Here is an 18077-nt window from a genome sequence, read left to right as displayed (position 1 = left end):
GCCGTTTATAAACTAGGTTGTCAGATAGTTCTGTGCTTTAGCAAGACCATCGGAAATTTGTGAATACGCCTTGTTCACCGCATTACTGGTGTCACTTACCGCGTCCTGACCAAAGTTTGATAGGCGATCGGCAACTTTATTCACATCTTCCGACCAACCCGCACCATTAACCATTTCAATATCATGTTCTGTTAATTGTTTCATCTTAGGCCTTCCTTTTAATCTGTTAAAGCAAGTCCCCTTAAATACCGGGGGCGATGAAAACATTGAGTAAGTCTATGGAGATAATTTCTACGCAATGTCTTCACAGGGATTAAGCCTAGAGCACTGCGGAATGAATTTGACTAGGAATAATCTCCTAAGTGGAATTTTAAATATAACCTTCTGTTTTAAATAATCATTAATCCTTAAGAAAATCTGAATGATTAATTTTACGGGCAAAAAATAATCATCATGAGGTGAGGGTTTTTAATTGTGATTCCGGATGTAAACTAATATGACAGCGCAGCCGTAACTGAACAGAAATAAGGGTTTTTTCTGTTTCAGAGTAATCGCGGTGGCAGAGGGAGTGCGGGCTGCTATCTTTCAAAGATTCTGTTTTTCAGCCTGTTTTTCCGGACTTATAAAATATGCTCTTTCGTAAAGAGGTGAATGAACATCAGCAAAGCCACTGGGCGGGTAAGGCGTTATTACTCGCGGGCTGGCCTTTATGGATCGTGACCTCGCTGACCGCTCTTTTCCTGTTCGCCTTACTGATTTTCCTGATCTTTGCTAACTATACCCGCCGCATTAATGTCAGCGGTGAAATAATCACCCAGCCGCACAGCATCAATTTGTTCAGCCCTGAGCAAGGGGTGGTGACCAAATTGTACGTGGAAACGGGCAAGCCGGTAAAAAAAGGCCAGCCGCTGTATGAAATCGATGTCAGCCGGGTAACACAGGCCGGGAACGTCAGCACCACCACACTGGCCGCCATCAAAAAACAACGCGAGCAAATCGATTCCATCGTGGCGCAGCTGGAGCATAACAAGCAGGAAACGCTGCAAAATCTGCAACAGCAACTCGACCAGTATCAGAAGGCGCATGAGGTTTCGCAAAGTATGGTGGATTCCGCGCAGGAAGGGCTGGATGCCATGAAGAAAAGCATGCAGAACTATGGCGCGTATCAGAAGAAAGGGCTGATCAATACCGACCAGCTGAATAATCAGCGTTACCTGTTTTATCAGCAGCAAACTTCATTCCAGAGCCTGAATACGCAGGCGATTCAGGAAGCGTTGCAGATCACTAATCTGCGCAGCGAACTGGTCACCCGCGCGGCGGAGTTCGATAACCAGATTTCGCAGTACGGCTACCAGCGTAATGACCTCGAGCGTCAACTGGCGCAGGCCGATGCCAGAGGTTCATTGCTGATCACCGCGCCAACCTCCGGCAAAATCTCCTCGCTGAGCGTTACGCCCGGACAGATGGTTAACGCCGGTGACAGTCTGGCGCAACTGGTTCCGGCCAGTAATTCTCCGTTCTTCCTGGTGGCCTGGCTGCCGAACGAAAGTGTGCCTTACGTGAAATCGGGCGAGCACATTAATATTCGCTATGAAGCCTATCCGTTTGAAAAATACGGTCAATTCCCCGGCAAGGTGGAATCGATTTCTTCCGCACCGGTTTCTGAGCAGGAGCTGAATTCCTACGCCAGTGCAGCGCGCACCGCCAACGGCACGGTCAGCGGCCCCTATTACAAAGTGATTGTGTCACTGGATAAAAAAGCCATGGACTGGCACGGCGAGACGCTGAATTTATCCAGCGGCATGAAAGCCGAATCGACATTATTCCTGGAGAAAAGGCCGCTGTATCAGTGGATGTTGTCTCCGTATTACAGCATGAAGAAAAGCGTGGTGGGGCCAATCAATGAATCTCGATAACGTACGGGAGCTGGCTGACCGCCTGCACTTTAGCTGGCGCCACCGGGTGCCACAGATTATCCAAACCGAAGCCGCCGAATGCGGGCTGGCGAGTCTGGCGATGGTGTTCGGCTATCACGGCAAACATGTCGATTTGCAGAGTCTGCGCCAGCGCTACGGCATCTCCTCACGCGGCGCGACGCTGCGCACCCTGATGGATATCGCCACGGCCAATGAGATGAAATCCCGCGCCCTGAAGCTGGATATCGACGAGCTGAACGCGCTGAAAACGCCGTGCATTTTGCACTGGGATCTCAATCATTTTGTGGTACTGGTCGGCGTTAAGCAGGGCAAAGTCATCATTCACGATCCGGCCTTTGGCCGCCGGTCGCTGGGTATGCGCGAGGTGTCCGAGCACTTCACCGGCGTGGCGCTGGAGCTGTGGCCGGACAACGGTTTCACCTCCGAAAAACCGCGTGTCAGGTTGGATCTGCGCAAAATGATGGGCAACGTCAGCGGGTTGATCCCGGCGCTGACGAAAATCTTCTGCCTGTCGCTGATGATCGAATCGGTCAACCTGCTGCTGCCGGTCGGCATGCAACTGGTGATGGACCACGTGATCCCGGCGAAAGACCCGGATTTACTGACCCTGATTTGTCTCGGTCTGCTGTTCTTCATTATTTTCCGTACCGGCGTCAGTATGCTGCGCGCCTGGACGTCGCTGGTGATGAGTACGCTGATTGACGTGCAATGGAAGGCGCGCCTGTTCGACCATCTGATGAAACTGCCGCTCGATTATTTTGAGAAACGCAAACTTGGCGATATTCAGTCGCGTTTTACCTCGCTCGATACACTGCGCACCACGCTGACCACCAACGTGGTGAACAGCATTATCGACGGCATTATGTCGGTCGGACTGATCGTGATGATGGTGTTATACGGTGGCTGGCTGATTTGGGTGATCCTCGGATTTACGGCGATTTATGTCGTGTTCCGTCTGACCACTTATAACGCTTACCGGCAGGTTTCCGAGGAGCAGATCGTTAAAGGCGCCCGCGCCGGTTCGCACTTTATGGAAACGCTGTACGGCATCAGCACGCTGAAAGCGCTCGGGTTGTCGAAAGCCCGCGCTAATTTCTGGCTCAATCTGAACATTGATAACGCCAATGCAACGGTGCGCAAAACCAAGTTTGAGATGATGTTCACCGGCGGTAACACGCTGATCGCCACCCTCGATCAGGTGGCGTTGTTGTGGCTGGGGGCGACGCAGGTCATTGACGGCCATATGACGCTCGGGATGTTCGTGGCCTTCAACACCTATCGCGGGCAGTTCTCCGAACGCGCGGCCAATCTGCTGAATATGGTGCTGCAGCTGCGGATGCTTTCCCTGCACCGCGACCGTATCGCGGATATCGCGCTGACCGACACCGAAAAATCGTTACCGGAGCGTGAGTTACTGCGGGCGGGCGAGGCGGCGTCGCTGGAAGTGCGGGATCTGGTGTTTCAGTATGACAGCCTTTCCGCACCGCTGATTAACGGCCTGAATCTGTCGGTGGCGGCGGGGGAAAGTGTGGCGATCACCGGGCCGTCGGGGCAGGGTAAAACCACGCTGATGAAAATTATGACCGGTTTGCTGACCCCCACTGAAGGCCGCATTCTGATCAACGGCATGGATATCACCACCGCCGGACTGAACAATTACCGCAGTTGCATCGCCTGTGTGTTACAGGATGATACGTTGTTCGCCGGATCTATCGCCGAGAACATTGCCAGTTTCGACGAACAGAAAGATGAAGAGCGTATTATCGACTGCGCGCGCCGTTGCAACATCCACGACGATATCGAACGCATGCCGATGGGCTATGAAACGCTGATCAGCGAACTGGGCGGCAGCCTGTCCGGCGGTCAGAAACAGCGTTTGCTGATCGCCCGCGCACTGTATCGCCGTCCGGCCATTTTATTCCTCGACGAGGCCACCAGCCATCTCGATCTGGACAACGAAATGCGCATTAATCAGGCCATCAGCGAACTGGATATTACGCGGATATTTATCGCGCACCGGCCATCAACGATTGCCTCAGCAGATCGCGAGATCAAACTCGGTTAACTCCTTCCTTCAGGCGATCCCAACCGGTGGGATCGCCTGATAAAATGCGGCCTCTGTTACATCTCCTCACGGAAAGTTCATCATTTGTTTAAAAGTTATTATAAAATGCGGGCTTCATCGTCTGACGGCGCTGCATTGCCTCCTGCCGTCTGAACTGTCTGCGCTCCTGTTTCTCAAAAATATCAGCGCAACAGATTAATTTTTAGGAGTTTTCATGTCGAATCAGTTCCCGAGCTCACGCCTTCGCCGCCTGAGACAGTCCGAATCCCTGCGCACTCTTTTTCAGGAAACTGAATTTAGCGTCAATGATCTGGTACTGCCGATTTTCGTAGAAGAAGAGACCTCTGAATACGTACCCATCGAAGCCATGCCCGGTGTGCTGCGCATCCCTGAATCCCGTCTGGCGTTTGAAATTGAACGCTATGCCCGCGCCGGTATCCGCTCGGTGATGACCTTCGGTATTTCGCATCACATGGATGCCACCGGCAGCGATACCTGGAACGAAAACGGTCTGGTCGCGCGTATGGCGCGTATCTGTAAAGACACCGTGCCTGAAATGATCGTCATGTCCGACACCTGTTTCTGCGAATACACCTCACACGGCCATTGCGGCGTGCTGCATGATCACGGCGTGGATAACGACGCGACGCTGATCAACCTCGGCAAACAGGCTGTGGTTGCGGCGGCGGCGGGCGCAGATTTCATCGCACCTTCTGCGGCGCAGGACGGTCAGGTACAGGCGATCCGCAGTGCGCTGGATGAAGCCGGTTTTATTGATACCTCGATCATGGCGTATTCCACCAAGTTCGCGTCCTCCCTGTACGGACCGTTCCGTGAAGCGGGCGGCAGCGTGCTGAAAGGCAACCGCAAGCAATATCAGATGAACCCGATGAACCGCCGCGAAGCCGTGCGTGAATCGTTGCTCGACGAGCAGGAAGGCGCCGATGCGCTGATGGTCAAACCGGCTGGCGCGTATCTGGATGTGATCCGCGATATCCGCGACGCTTCCCGCCTGCCACTGGCGGCCTATCAGGTCAGCGGTGAATACGCGATGATCAAGTTCGCGGCACAAGCCGGTGCTATCGATGAACGCGCCGTGGTGCGTGAAAGCCTGGGCGCGATTAAACGTGCGGGCGCAGACATTATCCTGACGTACTTTGCGATGGATATCGCTGAAAACGGGCTGTGATCCCCTTCGTCCTTCAAGCCACCTTGCTGCGACCCGAATGATTTTGGGGTTGAGAACAGTGTTCTAAAAATACAAAACCGGGCAATTGCCCGGTTTTGTATTTGCCCGTAAAGGCTACTTCTTCACAATGCCCGCAATATCATTGGTATTCATCAGATGATAATCGCCGTTCATGTCGGTGTAGCTGGTCATGCCGGTATCGCGGTCACGATCGGGTTCGCCGTGGGCGAAAAACTGGTCACCGGATTTGGTGTTGATCACGTAATCACCAGCACAGCCGGTCAATGTCAGCGCCAGAACCACAGCCGTCAGGCAGGATAATTTCTTCATTGTTCAGTCGTTTCCCTTTGCAATCATCTGCCCGCATTACAAAACAACCCGCCGTAAGAAGCAAAGAATAAAAATGTCACTAAGCGTAATAGTGCGTGGTAACAGGAAAATGTGCACCAGTGCGGTGCGATGTGATCCCGTCGTTGTTTCTGTCAGTTGCCCGTAACGCTCGCCTGCCGCTATCTATACTCACATAACCCGTAACATTCTCAGAGGTTCCGTAACACTGGCAGATATTTTGCTTACGTCCTGTACCGCAGAAATTTCTTACCTTTGATGTTTTTACCTTCGGAGAACTTGCGGGATGGCCTCCGTCCGTTGCTGGTGCGTTAAATTTCAGATTGCTGCTTCAGATGTGTCTTTTTAGTTCCGGTTTACCCTCAAACTCAGTGCTAAGGATCATGATGATGTCGATGAAATTTATGAAAAGTCCTCTTTCTCTTTTGCTGGCAGGTTGTCTGGTCACCGCCTTTTCCGCGCGTGCGGATATTGTGATTGGCGTGGCTGGCCCGTTCACCGGCCCGAACGCCACCTATGGCGATCAGTACTGGCATGGCGCCACACAGGCAGCGGAAGACATTAATGCCGCTGGCGGAATCAACGGCGAGAAAATTAAACTGGTGCAGGGCGATGACGCCTGCGAACCAAAACAGGCGGTCGCGGTGGCTAACCGGCTGGTCGATCAGGATAAGGTGCAGGCGGTGGTCGGACATTTCTGCTCCTCTTCCACCATGCCTGCGTCTGAGGTGTACAACGACGCCGGAATTATTGCTATCACGCCGGGATCGACCAACCCGCAAATTACCGAACGCGGCATGAGCGACATGTTCCGTATGTGCGGACGTGACGACCAGCAGGGGCAGGTTGCCAGTGATTACATCATCGATAAGCTGAAAGCCAAAAAAGTGGTCATCATCCATGACAAGGACACTTACGGGCAGGGGCTGGCGGATGCCACCAAAGCGGCGCTCAACAAGCGTGGCGTGAAAGAAGTGATGTATGAAGGTCTGTCGCGTGGCGAAAAAGACTTTAACGCGCTGGTCACTAAAATCAGCGCGCAGAAACCGGATGTGGTGTTCTTCGGCGGCTGTCATCCGGAAGCCGGTCCGCTGGTGCGCCAGATGCGCGAGCAGGGCGTCCAGGCCACATTCTTCTCCGGTGACTGCATCGTGAACGAAGAAATGGTGACTGCCGCAGGCGGTCCGCAATACACCAACGGCATTCTGATGACCTTCGGCAAAGACCCGCGTCTGATCCCGGAAGGCAAAGCAGTAATCGATAAATTCCGCGCCAGCAAGTTCGAGCCGGAAGGCTACACCTTGTATTCCTATGCGTCAGTTCAGGCCATTGCGGCGGCATTCAAAGCCACCGGCGGCAGCGATTCCGCCAAAGCCAGTGAATGGCTGAAAGCCAACAGTGTCGATACCGTCATGGGCAAAAAAGCCTGGGACAGCAAAGGCGATCTGAAAGTCTCGGATTACGTGGTCTATAAGTGGGATGACAAAGGCAAATATCAGGAAGTGAAAGAATAAAGGATAAAGCACTCTTATTTGCCATTTTGAACCCGTGTCAGACCGCGCCTTAGCCAGGCGCGGTCACAAAACGAGACTGCGTATTTATGGATTCATTCTTTCTGCAACAGTTGTTTAATGGCATCACGCTGGGCGCTGTTTACGGGTTGATCGCCATCGGCTATACGATGGTTTATGGCATTATCGGCATGATCAACTTCGCGCATGGCGAAGTGTATATGATTTCGGCCTACCTCTGCGCCATCGCGCTGGCGCTGCTCTCCTTCTTCGGGTTGCACTCTTTTCCGCTGCTGATCCTCGGCACGCTGGTGTTTACCATCGTGGTGACCGGGGTGTACGGCTGGGCGATTGAACGCATTGCCTATAAACCGCTGCGAAATTCCACACGCCTCGCGCCGCTGATTTCCGCCATCGGCATGTCGCTTATCCTGCAAAACTACGCACAAATCAGTCAGGGGCCACGACAACAGGGCATTCCGACCATGCTGGATGGGGCATTTCGTTTCCATATCGGCGAGAGTTTTGTACAGATGACCTACACCAAAATTTTCATTCTGGTGGCTTCGCTGGTGGGGATGCTGGTCCTGTCATGGATTATCAGTCACACCAGACTCGGGCGGATGTGTCGTGCGGTGCAGCAGGACAGAAAGATGGCCTCGATCCTCGGCATTAACACTGACCGCATTATCTCGCTGGTCTTTATGATTGGCGCGGCGATGGCCGGGCTGGCCGGGGTTCTGGTGACCATGAACTACGGCACCTTCGATTTTTACGCCGGTTTCATCATCGGCATCAAAGCCTTTACGGCGGCGGTTCTCGGCGGCATCGGGTCGTTACCGGGCGCAATGCTCGGCGGGCTGATTCTGGGCATTGCGGAAGCGCAATTCTCGGGCATGGTGAATTCCGATTACAAAGACGTGTTCTCTTTTGGATTGCTGGTGGTGATCCTCATTTTCCGCCCTCAGGGCCTGCTGGGCCGTCCGGTCGTGACGAAAGTGTGAGGGGAAAAAAATGACGACACAAACTGCTGTAAACAGTGGCTTTTCACTGAAACGCTGTGTGCTGGATGCTGTTTTTGCCGGGCTGGTGGCGCTGATTATTTTCGGGCCGGTGGTCGGCGTGGTGCTTGATGGCTACAGCTTTAACTTCCACACGCAGCGGCTGGTATGGATTATTGCCGCGGTGATGGTGGGGCGTTTTCTGCTCAGTGCCTTTTTAGAAACGGCGAAGGGACAGAAAATGCGGGCGCGTTTCGAATCGGACAGCGCAGGCGTGTATGTCCGGCCACCGGATCACAAAAGCAATTTGCGCTGGATTATCCCGCTGCTGCTGGTGCTGGCGATTTTCTTCCCGTTCGTCGCCACCAAATACATTCTGACCGTCGCGATACTGGGGCTGATTTATGTGCTGCTCGGACTCGGCCTGAATATCGTGGTCGGTCTGGCCGGTTTGCTCGATCTGGGGTACGTGGCGTTCTACGCCATCGGGGCTTACGGGCTGGCGCTCGGGTATCAGTATCTCGGCCTCGGCTTCTGGTCGATGCTGCCGCTGGCGGCGGTGATGGCGGCGCTGGCCGGGGCTTTGCTCGGTTTCCCTGTGCTGCGCATGCACGGCGATTATCTGGCGATTGTGACCCTCGGTTTCGGGGAGATCATCCGTCTGGTGCTGACCAACTGGCTGTCGTTCACCGGCGGCCCTAACGGAGTGTCCGCGCCGCCGCCGACCTTTTTCGGGCTGGAATTCGGCAGGCGGGCAAAAGAGGGCGGCGTACCTTTTCATGAGTTTTTCCATCTCACCTATAACCCGAACATGAAGTTTATCTTCATCTACGCCGTGCTGGTTCTGGTGGTGTTGCTGGTGCTGTTTATTAAACACCGTCTGACCCGTATGCCGATCGGGCGGGCGTGGGAAGCACTGCGGGAAGATGAAATTGCCTGTCGCGCGATGGGGCTGAATCATGTGCTGGTCAAACTGTCGGCATTCACCCTCGGGGCGTCTACCGCCGGTATTGCGGGCGTGTTTTTCGCCACCTATCAGGGATTCGTGAATCCGACCTCTTTTACCTTTTTTGAATCCGCGCTGATCCTGGCGATTGTGGTGCTGGGCGGCATGGGCTCGACCATCGGCGTGGTGCTGGCGGCGTTTGTGCTGACCGTGGCACCGGAACTGTTGCGCAGCTTTGCTGAATACCGCGTCCTGCTGTTTGGCGTCCTGATGGTGGTGATGATGATCTGGCGACCACGCGGGTTGATCCGCATCAGCCGCAGCGGGTTTACCGTGCGTAAGGGAGTCGCACCATGAGCGAAGCAATTGCGGATAACACTATCCTGAGCGTGGAACATTTGCGTATGCATTTTGGCGGCATTAAGGCGCTGAACGATGTGAACCTGGCGGTGAAACGCGGGTCGATCACCGCGCTGATCGGCCCGAACGGTGCCGGAAAAACCACCGTCTTCAACTGCCTGACCGGATTTTATAAAGCGTCCGGCGGCAATATCTTGCTGAATACGCGCCGTCGCACCACCAATGTGATTCAGATCCTCGGGCAGAAATTCCAGCCGGATGACTGGGTTAAACCGGCACAACTGGGCAAACGGATTTTCTACAAAATGTTCGGCGGCACCCATCTGGTTAACCGCGCCGGACTGGCACGCACTTTCCAGAATATCCGGCTGTTTCGCGAAATGTCGGTGATTGAAAACCTGCTGGTGGCGCAACACATGCAGACCAACCGTAATCTGATTGCCGGCGTGCTCAATACGCCGGGCTATCGCCGTGCCGAAAATCAGGCACTGGACCGGGCATTTTACTGGCTTGAAGTGGTGGAGCTGGTGGACTGCGCCAACCGGCTGGCGGGGGAAATGTCGTACGGCCAGCAGCGCCGTCTGGAGATTGCCCGCGCGATGTGTACCGCGCCGGAAATGATCTGCCTCGATGAACCAGCCGCCGGACTGAATCCGGTAGAAACCCGCACGCTGAGCAAAATTATCCGCTTCCTGCGCGATCATCACGACATCACCGTGCTGTTGATTGAACATGATATGGGCATGGTGATGGAGATTTCGGATCATATTATCGTGCTTGATCACGGCGATGTGATTGCCGAAGGGGGGCCGCAGGCGATTCAGAACGATGAGAAAGTCATTGCCGCGTATCTCGGTGCTGATGAAGACGAAGAGGTCAGCTTATGAGTGACGCCATGCTGGAATTTCGTGATGTGAATGTGTATTACGGCGCGATCCAGGCGCTGCAACAGGTGTCTTTGCAGGTGAATCAGGGGGAAACCGTCGCGCTGATTGGTGCGAACGGTGCCGGAAAATCGACGCTGCTGATGTCGATATTTGGACAGCCCCGCCTGCACAGCGGGCAGATCCTGTTTCGCGGCGAGGATATCAGCCGTAAATCGACGCACTTTGTGGCCTCGGCAGGCATTGCGCAGTCGCCGGAGGGGCGGCGTGTTTTCCCGGATATGACCGTGGAAGAAAACCTGCTGATGGGCACCATTCCCGTCGGCAACAAACACGCCGCGGAAGATCTGCAAACCATGTTTGATTTGTTCCCGCGTCTGAAAGAACGCCGTAAACAACGGGCGATGACCATGTCCGGTGGTGAGCAGCAAATGCTGGCGATTGCCCGCGCGCTGATGAGCCGTCCGAAACTGTTACTGCTCGACGAACCCAGTCTCGGGCTGGCACCGATTATCGTTAAACAGATATTCCAGACGCTGCGTGAACTGGCCAAAAGTGGCATGACCATTTTTCTGGTCGAGCAAAATGCCCATCATGCGCTGAAGCTGTCTGATCGCGGCTATGTGATGGTCAACGGACAGATCCGGCTGAGTGGTTCCGGGGAAGAACTTTTACATAATCAGGAAGTCCGCAAGGCCTACTTAGGCGGGATCTGATCCCCTGCCGCCTTTCTGCAACTGCCATTAATTTGGCGGGGGCAGCGGGTGGCACCTGAAAGGAATTATTCTGAATTTCATCATTTCCGATCTCCCTCCACATTTCTCCCACAGTATTCAGCTATCATGCATTTCTTACAGAAAGGTGACTATAAAGTTAAATTTCTGAGTTATCATGCGAAATTAGCCGTCAATAATTTGTAAAATGTCAGTTTTATAGGGCAAATCAGTGACCTGAATCAGGGTTAGGACGTTGACCCTCACAGGTTCAACAGGCTATATAGCGCTATCCGTTTTTGGCATGAATTTTCCTGTCTCAAGGATGAAGTGAATGACTAACGGGTCATTCGCTCGATGAGTTGAACCGTCGGCGCTGCTCTCAAAACAGCAGAATTGGGTCGTTGAGTTTATTGTTTAATCAGACAGGGTGCTGAAATGGCTTCTGAGATATTTTCTTTTGTTTTATTTCTTTCCTCTATTTTTTTATACGTCACCCGGGCGTCGGCCAGCCGTGTCTGGTTTTCGCTGGTGCTGTTTTTCCTCGGGCTATACGTCATCCTCAACGTCATCCTGATTGGCAGCAATTACTTCACCGGTGAAGGTATCACTGATGCGGTGTTATATACCGTCACCAGCAGCCTGAAAGGCGCGGGGCTGAACAAATACATCTTACCGTTCATCGGCTTACTGGCCGGACTTATCGCCGTCTTCACCTTGCTGGCGTGGTGCCTCAGACAACGTCGCGCGAAGAACAGCAGCGTGGTGTACAGCGTACTGGCGGTGGTGCTGGCGGTCTTCTCGGTGGGATCCACGCAGGCATTCCAGAACATTTCCCGTCTGGTGAAAACGCAAATCACCGGCAACGGCGCAGATTTCGATACCTATTACAAAGTGCCGGAAAAAATTATTAAAGGCGCGAAAAAACCGAATCTGGTTTATATCTATGGCGAAAGTCTGGAGCGCACTTATTTTGACGATAAAGTATTTCCGGGGCTGACCACGGAATTAAGCCGTCATAAAGCGCAAAGCACCGATTTCACCAATACCAAACAGCTGCCGGGCACCGGTTATACCATCGCAGGTATGGTGGCTTCGCAGTGCGGGATCCCGCTGTTTGCGCCGTTTGATGGCAATGCCTCCAGCGCACTGGCGACCTTCTACCCTGAAAACGTCTGTCTTGGCGATGTGCTCAAAGGCGCAGGCTACACCAACTACTTCTATCAGGGCGCAGAGCTGGCGTTTGCCGGCAAAGGCACCTTCCTGAAATCCCATGGTTTTGACCATCTTTATGGCTACAACGAATTGCGTCCGACCGTCGCGGATCCGTCATACAAAAATGACTGGGGCTGGTATGACGATACCCTGCTGGATGAGGTGTACAAAAAATTCGTGACGCTGAGTCAGGAAGGCAAACCGTTCTCACTGTTCACGCTGACCGTCGATACCCATCATCCGGACGGCTTTATTTCGCGCGGTTGTACCCGCAAGGAATATAAAGTGAACGGAAAAGCCAATCAGTCGCTGAGTGCGGTTTCCTGTAGTCAGGAACTGATTGCCGCATTTATCGATAAGATTAAAAAGTCCGGTTATTTTGATAACACCATCATTGTGGTGTCATCCGATCATCTGGCGATGAACAACACCGCTTACAGCATTCTGACCAAAGAAAACCGCAAAGACCTGTTCTTCGTGCTCGATGGCCGTCATCCGGTCGGCGATCAGAATGGCGCGAAACGCAGCACGCTGGATAACGGTGCGACGGTGCTGGATATGATGGGCGGCGATAACTACATCGGTCTGGGCCGCAGTGGTGTGTCTGCAACCTCCATGACCGCGCAGTTCCTGAATATCGATGACAAAGTGAATGCCTGGAAACCGGCGGTCATCAAACAGTGGGGCTTCCCGAACAGCATTAATCATTACGCGGTGAACACCAAAGACAACACGTTCACGTTCTCCGGCATGACCATCAAAACGCCGTTTATCCTGAAAGTCACGGCAGACAAAATCGAACCGATGTTTGATGTCTATCTGTCCACGCCGCTGAAAAAACAGCTGGCCGGACTGGCCACCAGCGATAACTTTGTCTGGGTGGATAAATGCTACGAAATGGGGCGCGTCTGGGCACCGGAACTGTCGCTCAATACCGGCCTGTGTGTGGCGTCCGGCAACCTGGGCGCGAAACCGACCATCGTGCAGGTCACCGGCGATACGTTCAAAGGTAAAGTGGACTTCGCGAAGGACACCTCAGGCAGCAATGCGATTTATCAGCAAACCCTGAAAACCCTGAACATTGACGATTCCGCCACAACGTATCAGTCGAAAGCCATCGCCTTTATGGTGCCGGGATTGCCGGAACAGGTGAAAGCCATCACCGGGGTTTCCGCTGTTGAAAACTGGGGACGCTGGTCTGATGCTAATCTGGCGCCGTCGGTGCAAATTGACTATGTCAAACCGCTGCCAGCCACTTTTGACGTGGTGATCCGCGCCCGCGCTTACGGCAACAATATCGACAAACCGGTGTCTGTCCGCGTCGGTGATCAGGAGCAGTTTGTCACCTTTGGCGACAAAGACGGCATCGTAAAAGTCCAATTCACCAACCCCGGTGCGGCGCAGAGCATTGTGATCACGCCACCGGAACCGACCGAGCCGACCGAAGGCACCAGCGGTGGCTTCCAGCCACGCAAACTGGGCATCGGTATGGTGTCTCTCGAGGTTCAGCCGGTGGATCCGCAGTCATAATCCGCCGTCCGCCATAAAAAAACCCGCTCCGGCGGGTTTTTTTATGGCCGTTAACGCTGACTTTACCTGATGAATGGCCGGGTGGACTTTTCACCATACTGACTGATATTCTGCTAATGAGAATCACTCTCAAAAAAACAACTGGTCAGGCATCTGACTTTTCTGCCAGCTCACTGCGGGGATACATGACAATCAGTCAGGATCTTTTGCGCCAGCGCAAGGGCTTCATTTTCGTCGGCGACAATCAGCATCGGATAGCCCCAGAATTTCTCGTACGTGCGGGCAAAGCTTTCTGCGGCCATACGGTTGTCGGTATCCGGTTCAATATAAATACTGCCTTTTACCCGCTCGCGCAGGGCATGGCGGTTCTTCTTGCGCCAAAGCACAATCGCCTGCATTTCCTCCTGCGATTGCTCATGGCGCTCGCTGCCCAGACCTTCATCGTTAATAAAGACGAACGGCTGGTTGCGGTCAAGCAGGGCATCAAAATCGGCGAACGGCGACTGATTCGCGGCATGAACCGACGTGGCATTAAACTGCACCCTGACGATGGGAAATTGCCCGGCATTAATAAGCATGATGAGGCTCCTGTAGGTAAGAACGGGCGGCGCAGCATGCATTGCCCGCAAAGACCATCACCTTATCTGACCCGCTGGCAGGGCGTCATTGCACAGAATCGCCAGACTGTTGTTCAATCCGGCCACACTGCCGCGTCACGCCGGGAGAGGGGGTTATGATGTCGGTGTCACTGACCGCCACGTCGCTCAGTCAACCTTCCGGCACGTTTGATGTCGATAATGTGCCGCGACCCGTCGTGTTGCTGAACGCCACAGTGGCGTCAGAAAACTGGGAATATGCCCGACACAGCCATCGCCGGGCACAGCTTTTTTATACACTGCGCGGCATCCTCAATTGTGAAGTCGATCAGGGGACATGGATTGTGCCGCCGCAATGCGCGGTGTGGATCCCCGGCAATCTGCCACATTCGGCGCGCGGTACGGGCGAAACCGAATGCTACTGCCTGTTTATCGAACCGGGTACGGCAGTGGATTTGCCGCAGGAATGCTGCACAATTGCCGTCTCGCCCTTACTGCGTGAACTGATGCTCAAAGCGACCCAATTTCCCGAACTGTATGCGGAACAGGGGCGCGAAGGGCGGCTGATCGCCACGCTGCTCGATGAAATTTCTGCCGCGCCGGTTGAAGGGTTACACCTGCCAATGCCGCAGGATGCGCGGTTACGACGCCTGAGCGCGCTGCTGCTGGCGAACCCGTCAGATAAAATTCTGCTGCGGGACTGGGCGACGCGGATTGGCATGAGCGAGCGCAACATGAGCCGCTTGCTGATGCAGGAAATCGGCATGAGCTTTGGCCAGTGGCGCCGGCAGTTGCATGTGATTTTGTCGCTTCAGCGGTTGTCGCAGGGGGAAAGCGTGCAGACCGTCGCGCTGGATCTCGGATACGAGAATGCCAGCGGCTTTGTCACTATGTTCCGCAAAACGGTCGGAAAACCGCCCGCCAGATACCTCGCCGAACGCCAGTAAACCCCGCCCGTGTGCCTTAGCATTTTTATCGATTTGCTATGCCATTTCAGTTATTCATTTCCGAAATAACTATCATTAAAACAATATTATAAAGAAATATGCCGATGGGTATACTCGCCAAATTCCTGCACGGAAACACAGCCCTGTGCAGGCCTCTCATCATACTTTTGGGGATACGCAATGCGCACGAAATTGACTAAAACTAAGACCCGCCTTAACCGTGCTTTTTTACTGGCTGCAACGTCTGCGGTGCTGATTTCCGGCAGCGTGCTGGCACAGCTGAGTGCCGCGCAGGCCGCCGATAAAACCACCATCAAGGTCGGCATTATCAGCGGTGAGGATGAAGATGTCTGGCGTGAAGTGGTTAAACAGGCCGCCGCAAAAGGTCTGACCGTAAAACCGGTGGTCTTCAACGATTACAACCAGCCTAACGAGGCGCTGCAAAACGGGGAAGTGGATGCCAATGCCTTCCAGCATCAGCCTTTCCTCGATAATCAGATCAAAGTGAATCACTACGATATCGTGCGCGTCGGGGATACCGCCGTCTGGCCGATTGGTCTGTACTCCAAAAAAGTGAAAACTGCCGACGAACTGAAAGAGGGCGCGGTGATTGGCGTGCCCAACGATCCGGCGAACGAAGCACGCGGCCTGATCCTGCTTCAGCAATCCGGTGTGATTAAACTGAAGCCGGGTGCCGGTATTTTCGCTACCACGGCAGATATCACCGAAAATCCACGCCACGTCACCATCAAAGAACTGGATTCCGGCATTATCGGTCGCTCCGTGCCGGATCTGGATGCCGCGATTGTGAACACCGACTGGGCGCTGAAAAGTGGCCTGACGCCTGCCGATCGCATTGCGCAGGAACCGGTTAAAGACAATCCGTATAACAACTTTATCGCGGTGAAAACCGAAAATGTGCATGCGCCGTGGGTGAAGACACTGGTCAGTTCTTACCAGAATGATGCCGTCAAACAGGTGTTTGATAAGGTCTATAAAGGCACTGGCGTTTCCGCCTGGTAAGGATTCAGCATGACGACCCTCTCTGAAACCGGCGCGCATTTCACGGCGACGCCTTCAGAAACCGCCCATGCCCGCCCGGCTGACGCCGGGCAGTTTGCAGCGGAAAGCCTGAAGCCGAACCGCGGGGAGGCGCATGACGTCGTCCGTCTCGACCGCGTCAGCCGCCAGTTTGGCACCACGCAGGCGCTGAAAGATGTCTCACTGACCGTCCGGCGGGGCGAAATCGTGGGCATTATCGGTCGCAGCGGCGCAGGTAAATCTACCCTGATCCGCTGTCTCAACGGACTGGAACAGCCGGACAGCGGAGTGATTGAAATCGAAGGCCGCGCGATCACCGGTCTGAACGAGAAAGCTTTGCAGTCGGTGCGCAGCCGCGTCGGCATGGTGTTCCAGCATTTCAATTTGCTGGCGGCCAAAACGGTTGAACAGAACGTGGCGCTGCCCCTGAAAATCGCCGGGTATGACAAGGCCCGGCGGCAGACACGGGTGGCAGAATTGCTGGCGCTGGTCGGGCTGGCAGACAAAGCGAAAAATTACCCGGCGGCACTCTCCGGCGGCCAGAAACAGCGCGTCGGAATTGCCCGCGCACTGGCGGCGAATCCTGCCCTTTTACTTTGTGACGAAGCCACATCCGCGCTGGATCCTGAAACTACCCGTTCAATCCTTTCGCTCCTGCAATCGCTTAATCAGACACTCGGCATCACCATTTTGCTGATCACTCATGAGATGGAAGTGATCAAAAAAATTGCGCATCGCGTGGCCGTGATCAATGACGGTGAAATTATCGAAGAAGGGCCAGTGTGGCAGGTGTTTGCTCATCCGCAATCACCGCTGACCCGTACGTTGTTGCAGGGATTACTGCCGCAGTTGCCGGAAGCACTGGCAGAACGTCTGTCACCGGTGCGAAAAGGCGAGGCGATTTACAGCGTGCAATATGCGGAGCAGGGCAGGCAGGGGGAAATCCTCACGCTGATGGCTATCGCGTTGCCGGGAAAATTCCGTCTGATCCAGGGCGGGGTGGACCATATCCAGCATTATGCCGTGGTTCGTTTCTTCTTCTCAGTGCCGGTACAGGATGCCGCCGCTGAGCAGGCTGTTTTACACTGGCTGCAACAGCACCAGGCCACCGTGGAGCTGACAGGTTATGTCTCCGGTCATGATTGATTTACTGATTAACGCTGTCGAAGACACCTTGCTGATGACGGCGATTTCCGGCCTGTTTTCCCTGATTGCCGGTTTGCCGCTGGGGCTTATCCTGGTGATGAGCAGTCCGGGCGGCATTGCTGAAAACCGCTGGGTGAACCGCTCGCTCGGGCTGGTGATCAACGGTTTCCGTTCGCTGCCGTTTATTATTTTACTGGTGGCGCTGATCCCGGTGACCCGTTTTCTGGTGGGCACGTCGCTGGGCACCTGGGCGGCGATTGTTCCGCTTTCCATTACCGCCACACCTTATTTTGCGCGGGTGGCGGAGGTGTCGTTGCGGGATGTTGATCGCGGACTGATCGACGCCGTGCGGGCGATGGGAGCCAGTAAGCTGCGCATTGTCTGGGACGTTCTGATCCCGGAAGCCTTGCCGGGCATTCTTTCCGGATTTGTGGTCACGCTGGTGGCACTGATTGGCGCTTCCGCCATGGCGGGCGCTATCGGCGCGGGCGGGCTGGGCGATCTGGCGATCCGTTACGGGTATCAGCGTTTCGAAACGGTTGTGATGATTGAGGTGATCGTAGTGCTGATTGTGATGGTATGCGGTATTCAGTGGCTGGGCGATCGCATCGTGGCGCGGGTCGATAAACGGCATTAAAAAAGCCGGTT

General features: G+C 54.3%; 16 protein-coding genes. 13 read left to right on the top strand and 3 right to left on the bottom strand.

The genetic code is table 11. The annotated features are described in order from the left end of the window. Positions 1 to 12: 12 nt before the first annotated feature. Positions 13 to 204 (bottom strand): hypothetical protein, encoded by a 192-nt coding sequence (locus EYY67_RS10195; RefSeq protein ID WP_013576041.1) that lies wholly within the window; start codon positions 202 to 204, stop codon positions 13 to 15. Positions 205 to 629: 425 nt separating this feature from the next. Between EYY67_RS10195 and EYY67_RS10190 the strand changes: the two genes are divergently transcribed. The 3 genes from EYY67_RS10190 (at position 630) to hemB (ending at position 5191) form a co-directional block, all read left to right on the top strand. Continuing rightward, the gene (locus tag EYY67_RS10190; protein WP_131693447.1) at positions 630 to 1916 is read left to right on the top strand and encodes an HlyD family secretion protein; all 1287 of its coding nucleotides are present in this window, start codon (positions 630 to 632) and stop codon (positions 1914 to 1916) included. After that, positions 1903 to 4002, top strand: coding sequence for a peptidase domain-containing ABC transporter (locus EYY67_RS10185; protein ID WP_131693446.1), 2100 nt, complete (start codon positions 1903 to 1905; stop codon positions 4000 to 4002). Before EYY67_RS10190 ends, EYY67_RS10185 begins: the two co-directional genes overlap by 14 nt. Positions 4003 to 4216: 214 nt before the next feature. Continuing rightward, a complete protein-coding gene (gene hemB, locus EYY67_RS10180; protein WP_131693445.1) occupies positions 4217 to 5191 on the top strand; it encodes a porphobilinogen synthase in 975 nt (324 codons plus the stop codon). A 114-nt stretch (positions 5192 to 5305) separates the two neighbouring features. Here the strand turns inward: hemB and EYY67_RS10175 are convergent, their stop codons facing one another. Continuing rightward, positions 5306 to 5521 carry a YgdI/YgdR family lipoprotein gene (locus tag EYY67_RS10175; RefSeq protein WP_095921570.1) on the bottom strand — a complete coding sequence of 72 codons (216 nt, stop codon included), beginning with the start codon at positions 5519 to 5521 and terminating at the stop codon, positions 5306 to 5308. A 407-nt stretch (positions 5522 to 5928) separates the two neighbouring features. On the opposite strand from EYY67_RS10175, the gene EYY67_RS10170 reads away from it, so the two are divergent. From EYY67_RS10170 to opgB, 6 genes are all read left to right on the top strand, one after another. Further along, on the top strand, positions 5929 to 7053 hold the full coding sequence (locus EYY67_RS10170) for a branched-chain amino acid ABC transporter substrate-binding protein (RefSeq protein WP_095921571.1): 1125 nt from the start codon (positions 5929 to 5931) through the stop codon (positions 7051 to 7053). Between the two features lie 86 nt (positions 7054 to 7139). Continuing rightward, complete coding sequence (locus EYY67_RS10165; RefSeq protein WP_119826216.1) at positions 7140 to 8054, top strand: ABC transporter permease subunit; 915 nt, start codon at positions 7140 to 7142, stop codon at positions 8052 to 8054. Positions 8055 to 8064: 10 nt separating this feature from the next. Next, positions 8065 to 9354, top strand: a complete 1290-nt coding sequence (gene livM / locus EYY67_RS10160; protein ID WP_119826214.1) for a high-affinity branched-chain amino acid ABC transporter permease LivM — start codon at positions 8065 to 8067, stop codon at positions 9352 to 9354. After that, on the top strand, positions 9351 to 10244 hold the full coding sequence (locus tag EYY67_RS10155; protein WP_119826212.1) for an ABC transporter ATP-binding protein: 894 nt from the start codon (positions 9351 to 9353) through the stop codon (positions 10242 to 10244). Before livM ends, EYY67_RS10155 begins: the two co-directional genes overlap by 4 nt. Next, positions 10241 to 10957 carry an ABC transporter ATP-binding protein gene (locus EYY67_RS10150; RefSeq protein ID WP_131693444.1) on the top strand — a complete coding sequence of 239 codons (717 nt, stop codon included), beginning with the start codon at positions 10241 to 10243 and terminating at the stop codon, positions 10955 to 10957. Before EYY67_RS10155 ends, EYY67_RS10150 begins: the two co-directional genes overlap by 4 nt. Positions 10958 to 11392: 435 nt before the next feature. Next, complete coding sequence (opgB, locus tag EYY67_RS10145; protein ID WP_131693443.1) at positions 11393 to 13699, top strand: phosphatidylglycerol--membrane-oligosaccharide glycerophosphotransferase; 2307 nt, start codon at positions 11393 to 11395, stop codon at positions 13697 to 13699. A gap of 170 nt (positions 13700 to 13869) precedes the next feature. Here opgB and EYY67_RS10140 read toward each other — a convergent pair whose 3' ends face one another. Next, positions 13870 to 14277 carry a hypothetical protein gene (locus EYY67_RS10140; protein ID WP_095921577.1) on the bottom strand — a complete coding sequence of 136 codons (408 nt, stop codon included), beginning with the start codon at positions 14275 to 14277 and terminating at the stop codon, positions 13870 to 13872. Positions 14278 to 14432: 155 nt separating this feature from the next. On the opposite strand from EYY67_RS10140, the gene EYY67_RS10135 reads away from it, so the two are divergent. From EYY67_RS10135 to EYY67_RS10120, 4 genes are all read left to right on the top strand, one after another. Next, complete coding sequence (locus EYY67_RS10135; protein ID WP_411740897.1) at positions 14433 to 15242, top strand: AraC family transcriptional regulator; 810 nt, start codon at positions 14433 to 14435, stop codon at positions 15240 to 15242. A gap of 180 nt (positions 15243 to 15422) precedes the next feature. After that, positions 15423 to 16265 carry a MetQ/NlpA family ABC transporter substrate-binding protein gene (locus EYY67_RS10130; protein ID WP_131693442.1) on the top strand — a complete coding sequence of 281 codons (843 nt, stop codon included), beginning with the start codon at positions 15423 to 15425 and terminating at the stop codon, positions 16263 to 16265. A gap of 9 nt (positions 16266 to 16274) precedes the next feature. Next, a complete protein-coding gene (locus EYY67_RS10125) occupies positions 16275 to 17429 on the top strand; it encodes a methionine ABC transporter ATP-binding protein (RefSeq protein ID WP_131693441.1) in 1155 nt (384 codons plus the stop codon). Continuing rightward, positions 17410 to 18066, top strand: a complete 657-nt coding sequence (locus EYY67_RS10120) for a methionine ABC transporter permease (protein WP_095921580.1) — start codon at positions 17410 to 17412, stop codon at positions 18064 to 18066. The genes EYY67_RS10125 and EYY67_RS10120 overlap by 20 nt, the downstream gene beginning before the upstream one ends. Positions 18067 to 18077: the final 11 nt, after the last annotated feature.

Source organism: Rahnella victoriana, from assembly GCF_004330295.1.
Taxonomy (GTDB): domain Bacteria; phylum Pseudomonadota; class Gammaproteobacteria; order Enterobacterales; family Enterobacteriaceae; genus Rahnella; species Rahnella victoriana.
Note: the sequence above shows the minus strand (reverse complement) of the source record. Positions and strands in the feature narration are given on the sequence as shown.

Excerpts from the sequence above, each read along its gene's own strand:
- EYY67_RS10195 (WP_013576041.1), bottom strand. The coding sequence starts at position 204 with ATGAAACAATTAACAGAACATGATATTGAAATGGTTAATGGTGCGGGT.
- EYY67_RS10190 (WP_131693447.1), top strand. The coding sequence starts at position 630 with ATGCTCTTTCGTAAAGAGGTGAATGAACATCAGCAAAGCCACTGGGCG.
- EYY67_RS10185 (WP_131693446.1), top strand. The coding sequence starts at position 1,903 with ATGAATCTCGATAACGTACGGGAGCTGGCTGACCGCCTGCACTTTAGC.
- hemB (WP_131693445.1), top strand. The coding sequence starts at position 4,217 with ATGTCGAATCAGTTCCCGAGCTCACGCCTTCGCCGCCTGAGACAGTCC.
- EYY67_RS10175 (WP_095921570.1), bottom strand. The coding sequence starts at position 5,521 with ATGAAGAAATTATCCTGCCTGACGGCTGTGGTTCTGGCGCTGACATTG.
- EYY67_RS10170 (WP_095921571.1), top strand. The coding sequence starts at position 5,929 with ATGTCGATGAAATTTATGAAAAGTCCTCTTTCTCTTTTGCTGGCAGGT.
- EYY67_RS10165 (WP_119826216.1), top strand. The coding sequence starts at position 7,140 with ATGGATTCATTCTTTCTGCAACAGTTGTTTAATGGCATCACGCTGGGC.
- livM (WP_119826214.1), top strand. The coding sequence starts at position 8,065 with ATGACGACACAAACTGCTGTAAACAGTGGCTTTTCACTGAAACGCTGT.
- EYY67_RS10155 (WP_119826212.1), top strand. The coding sequence starts at position 9,351 with ATGAGCGAAGCAATTGCGGATAACACTATCCTGAGCGTGGAACATTTG.
- EYY67_RS10150 (WP_131693444.1), top strand. The coding sequence starts at position 10,241 with ATGAGTGACGCCATGCTGGAATTTCGTGATGTGAATGTGTATTACGGC.
- opgB (WP_131693443.1), top strand. The coding sequence starts at position 11,393 with ATGGCTTCTGAGATATTTTCTTTTGTTTTATTTCTTTCCTCTATTTTT.
- EYY67_RS10140 (WP_095921577.1), bottom strand. The coding sequence starts at position 14,277 with ATGCTTATTAATGCCGGGCAATTTCCCATCGTCAGGGTGCAGTTTAAT.
- EYY67_RS10135 (WP_411740897.1), top strand. The coding sequence starts at position 14,433 with ATGATGTCGGTGTCACTGACCGCCACGTCGCTCAGTCAACCTTCCGGC.
- EYY67_RS10130 (WP_131693442.1), top strand. The coding sequence starts at position 15,423 with ATGCGCACGAAATTGACTAAAACTAAGACCCGCCTTAACCGTGCTTTT.
- EYY67_RS10125 (WP_131693441.1), top strand. The coding sequence starts at position 16,275 with ATGACGACCCTCTCTGAAACCGGCGCGCATTTCACGGCGACGCCTTCA.
- EYY67_RS10120 (WP_095921580.1), top strand. The coding sequence starts at position 17,410 with ATGTCTCCGGTCATGATTGATTTACTGATTAACGCTGTCGAAGACACC.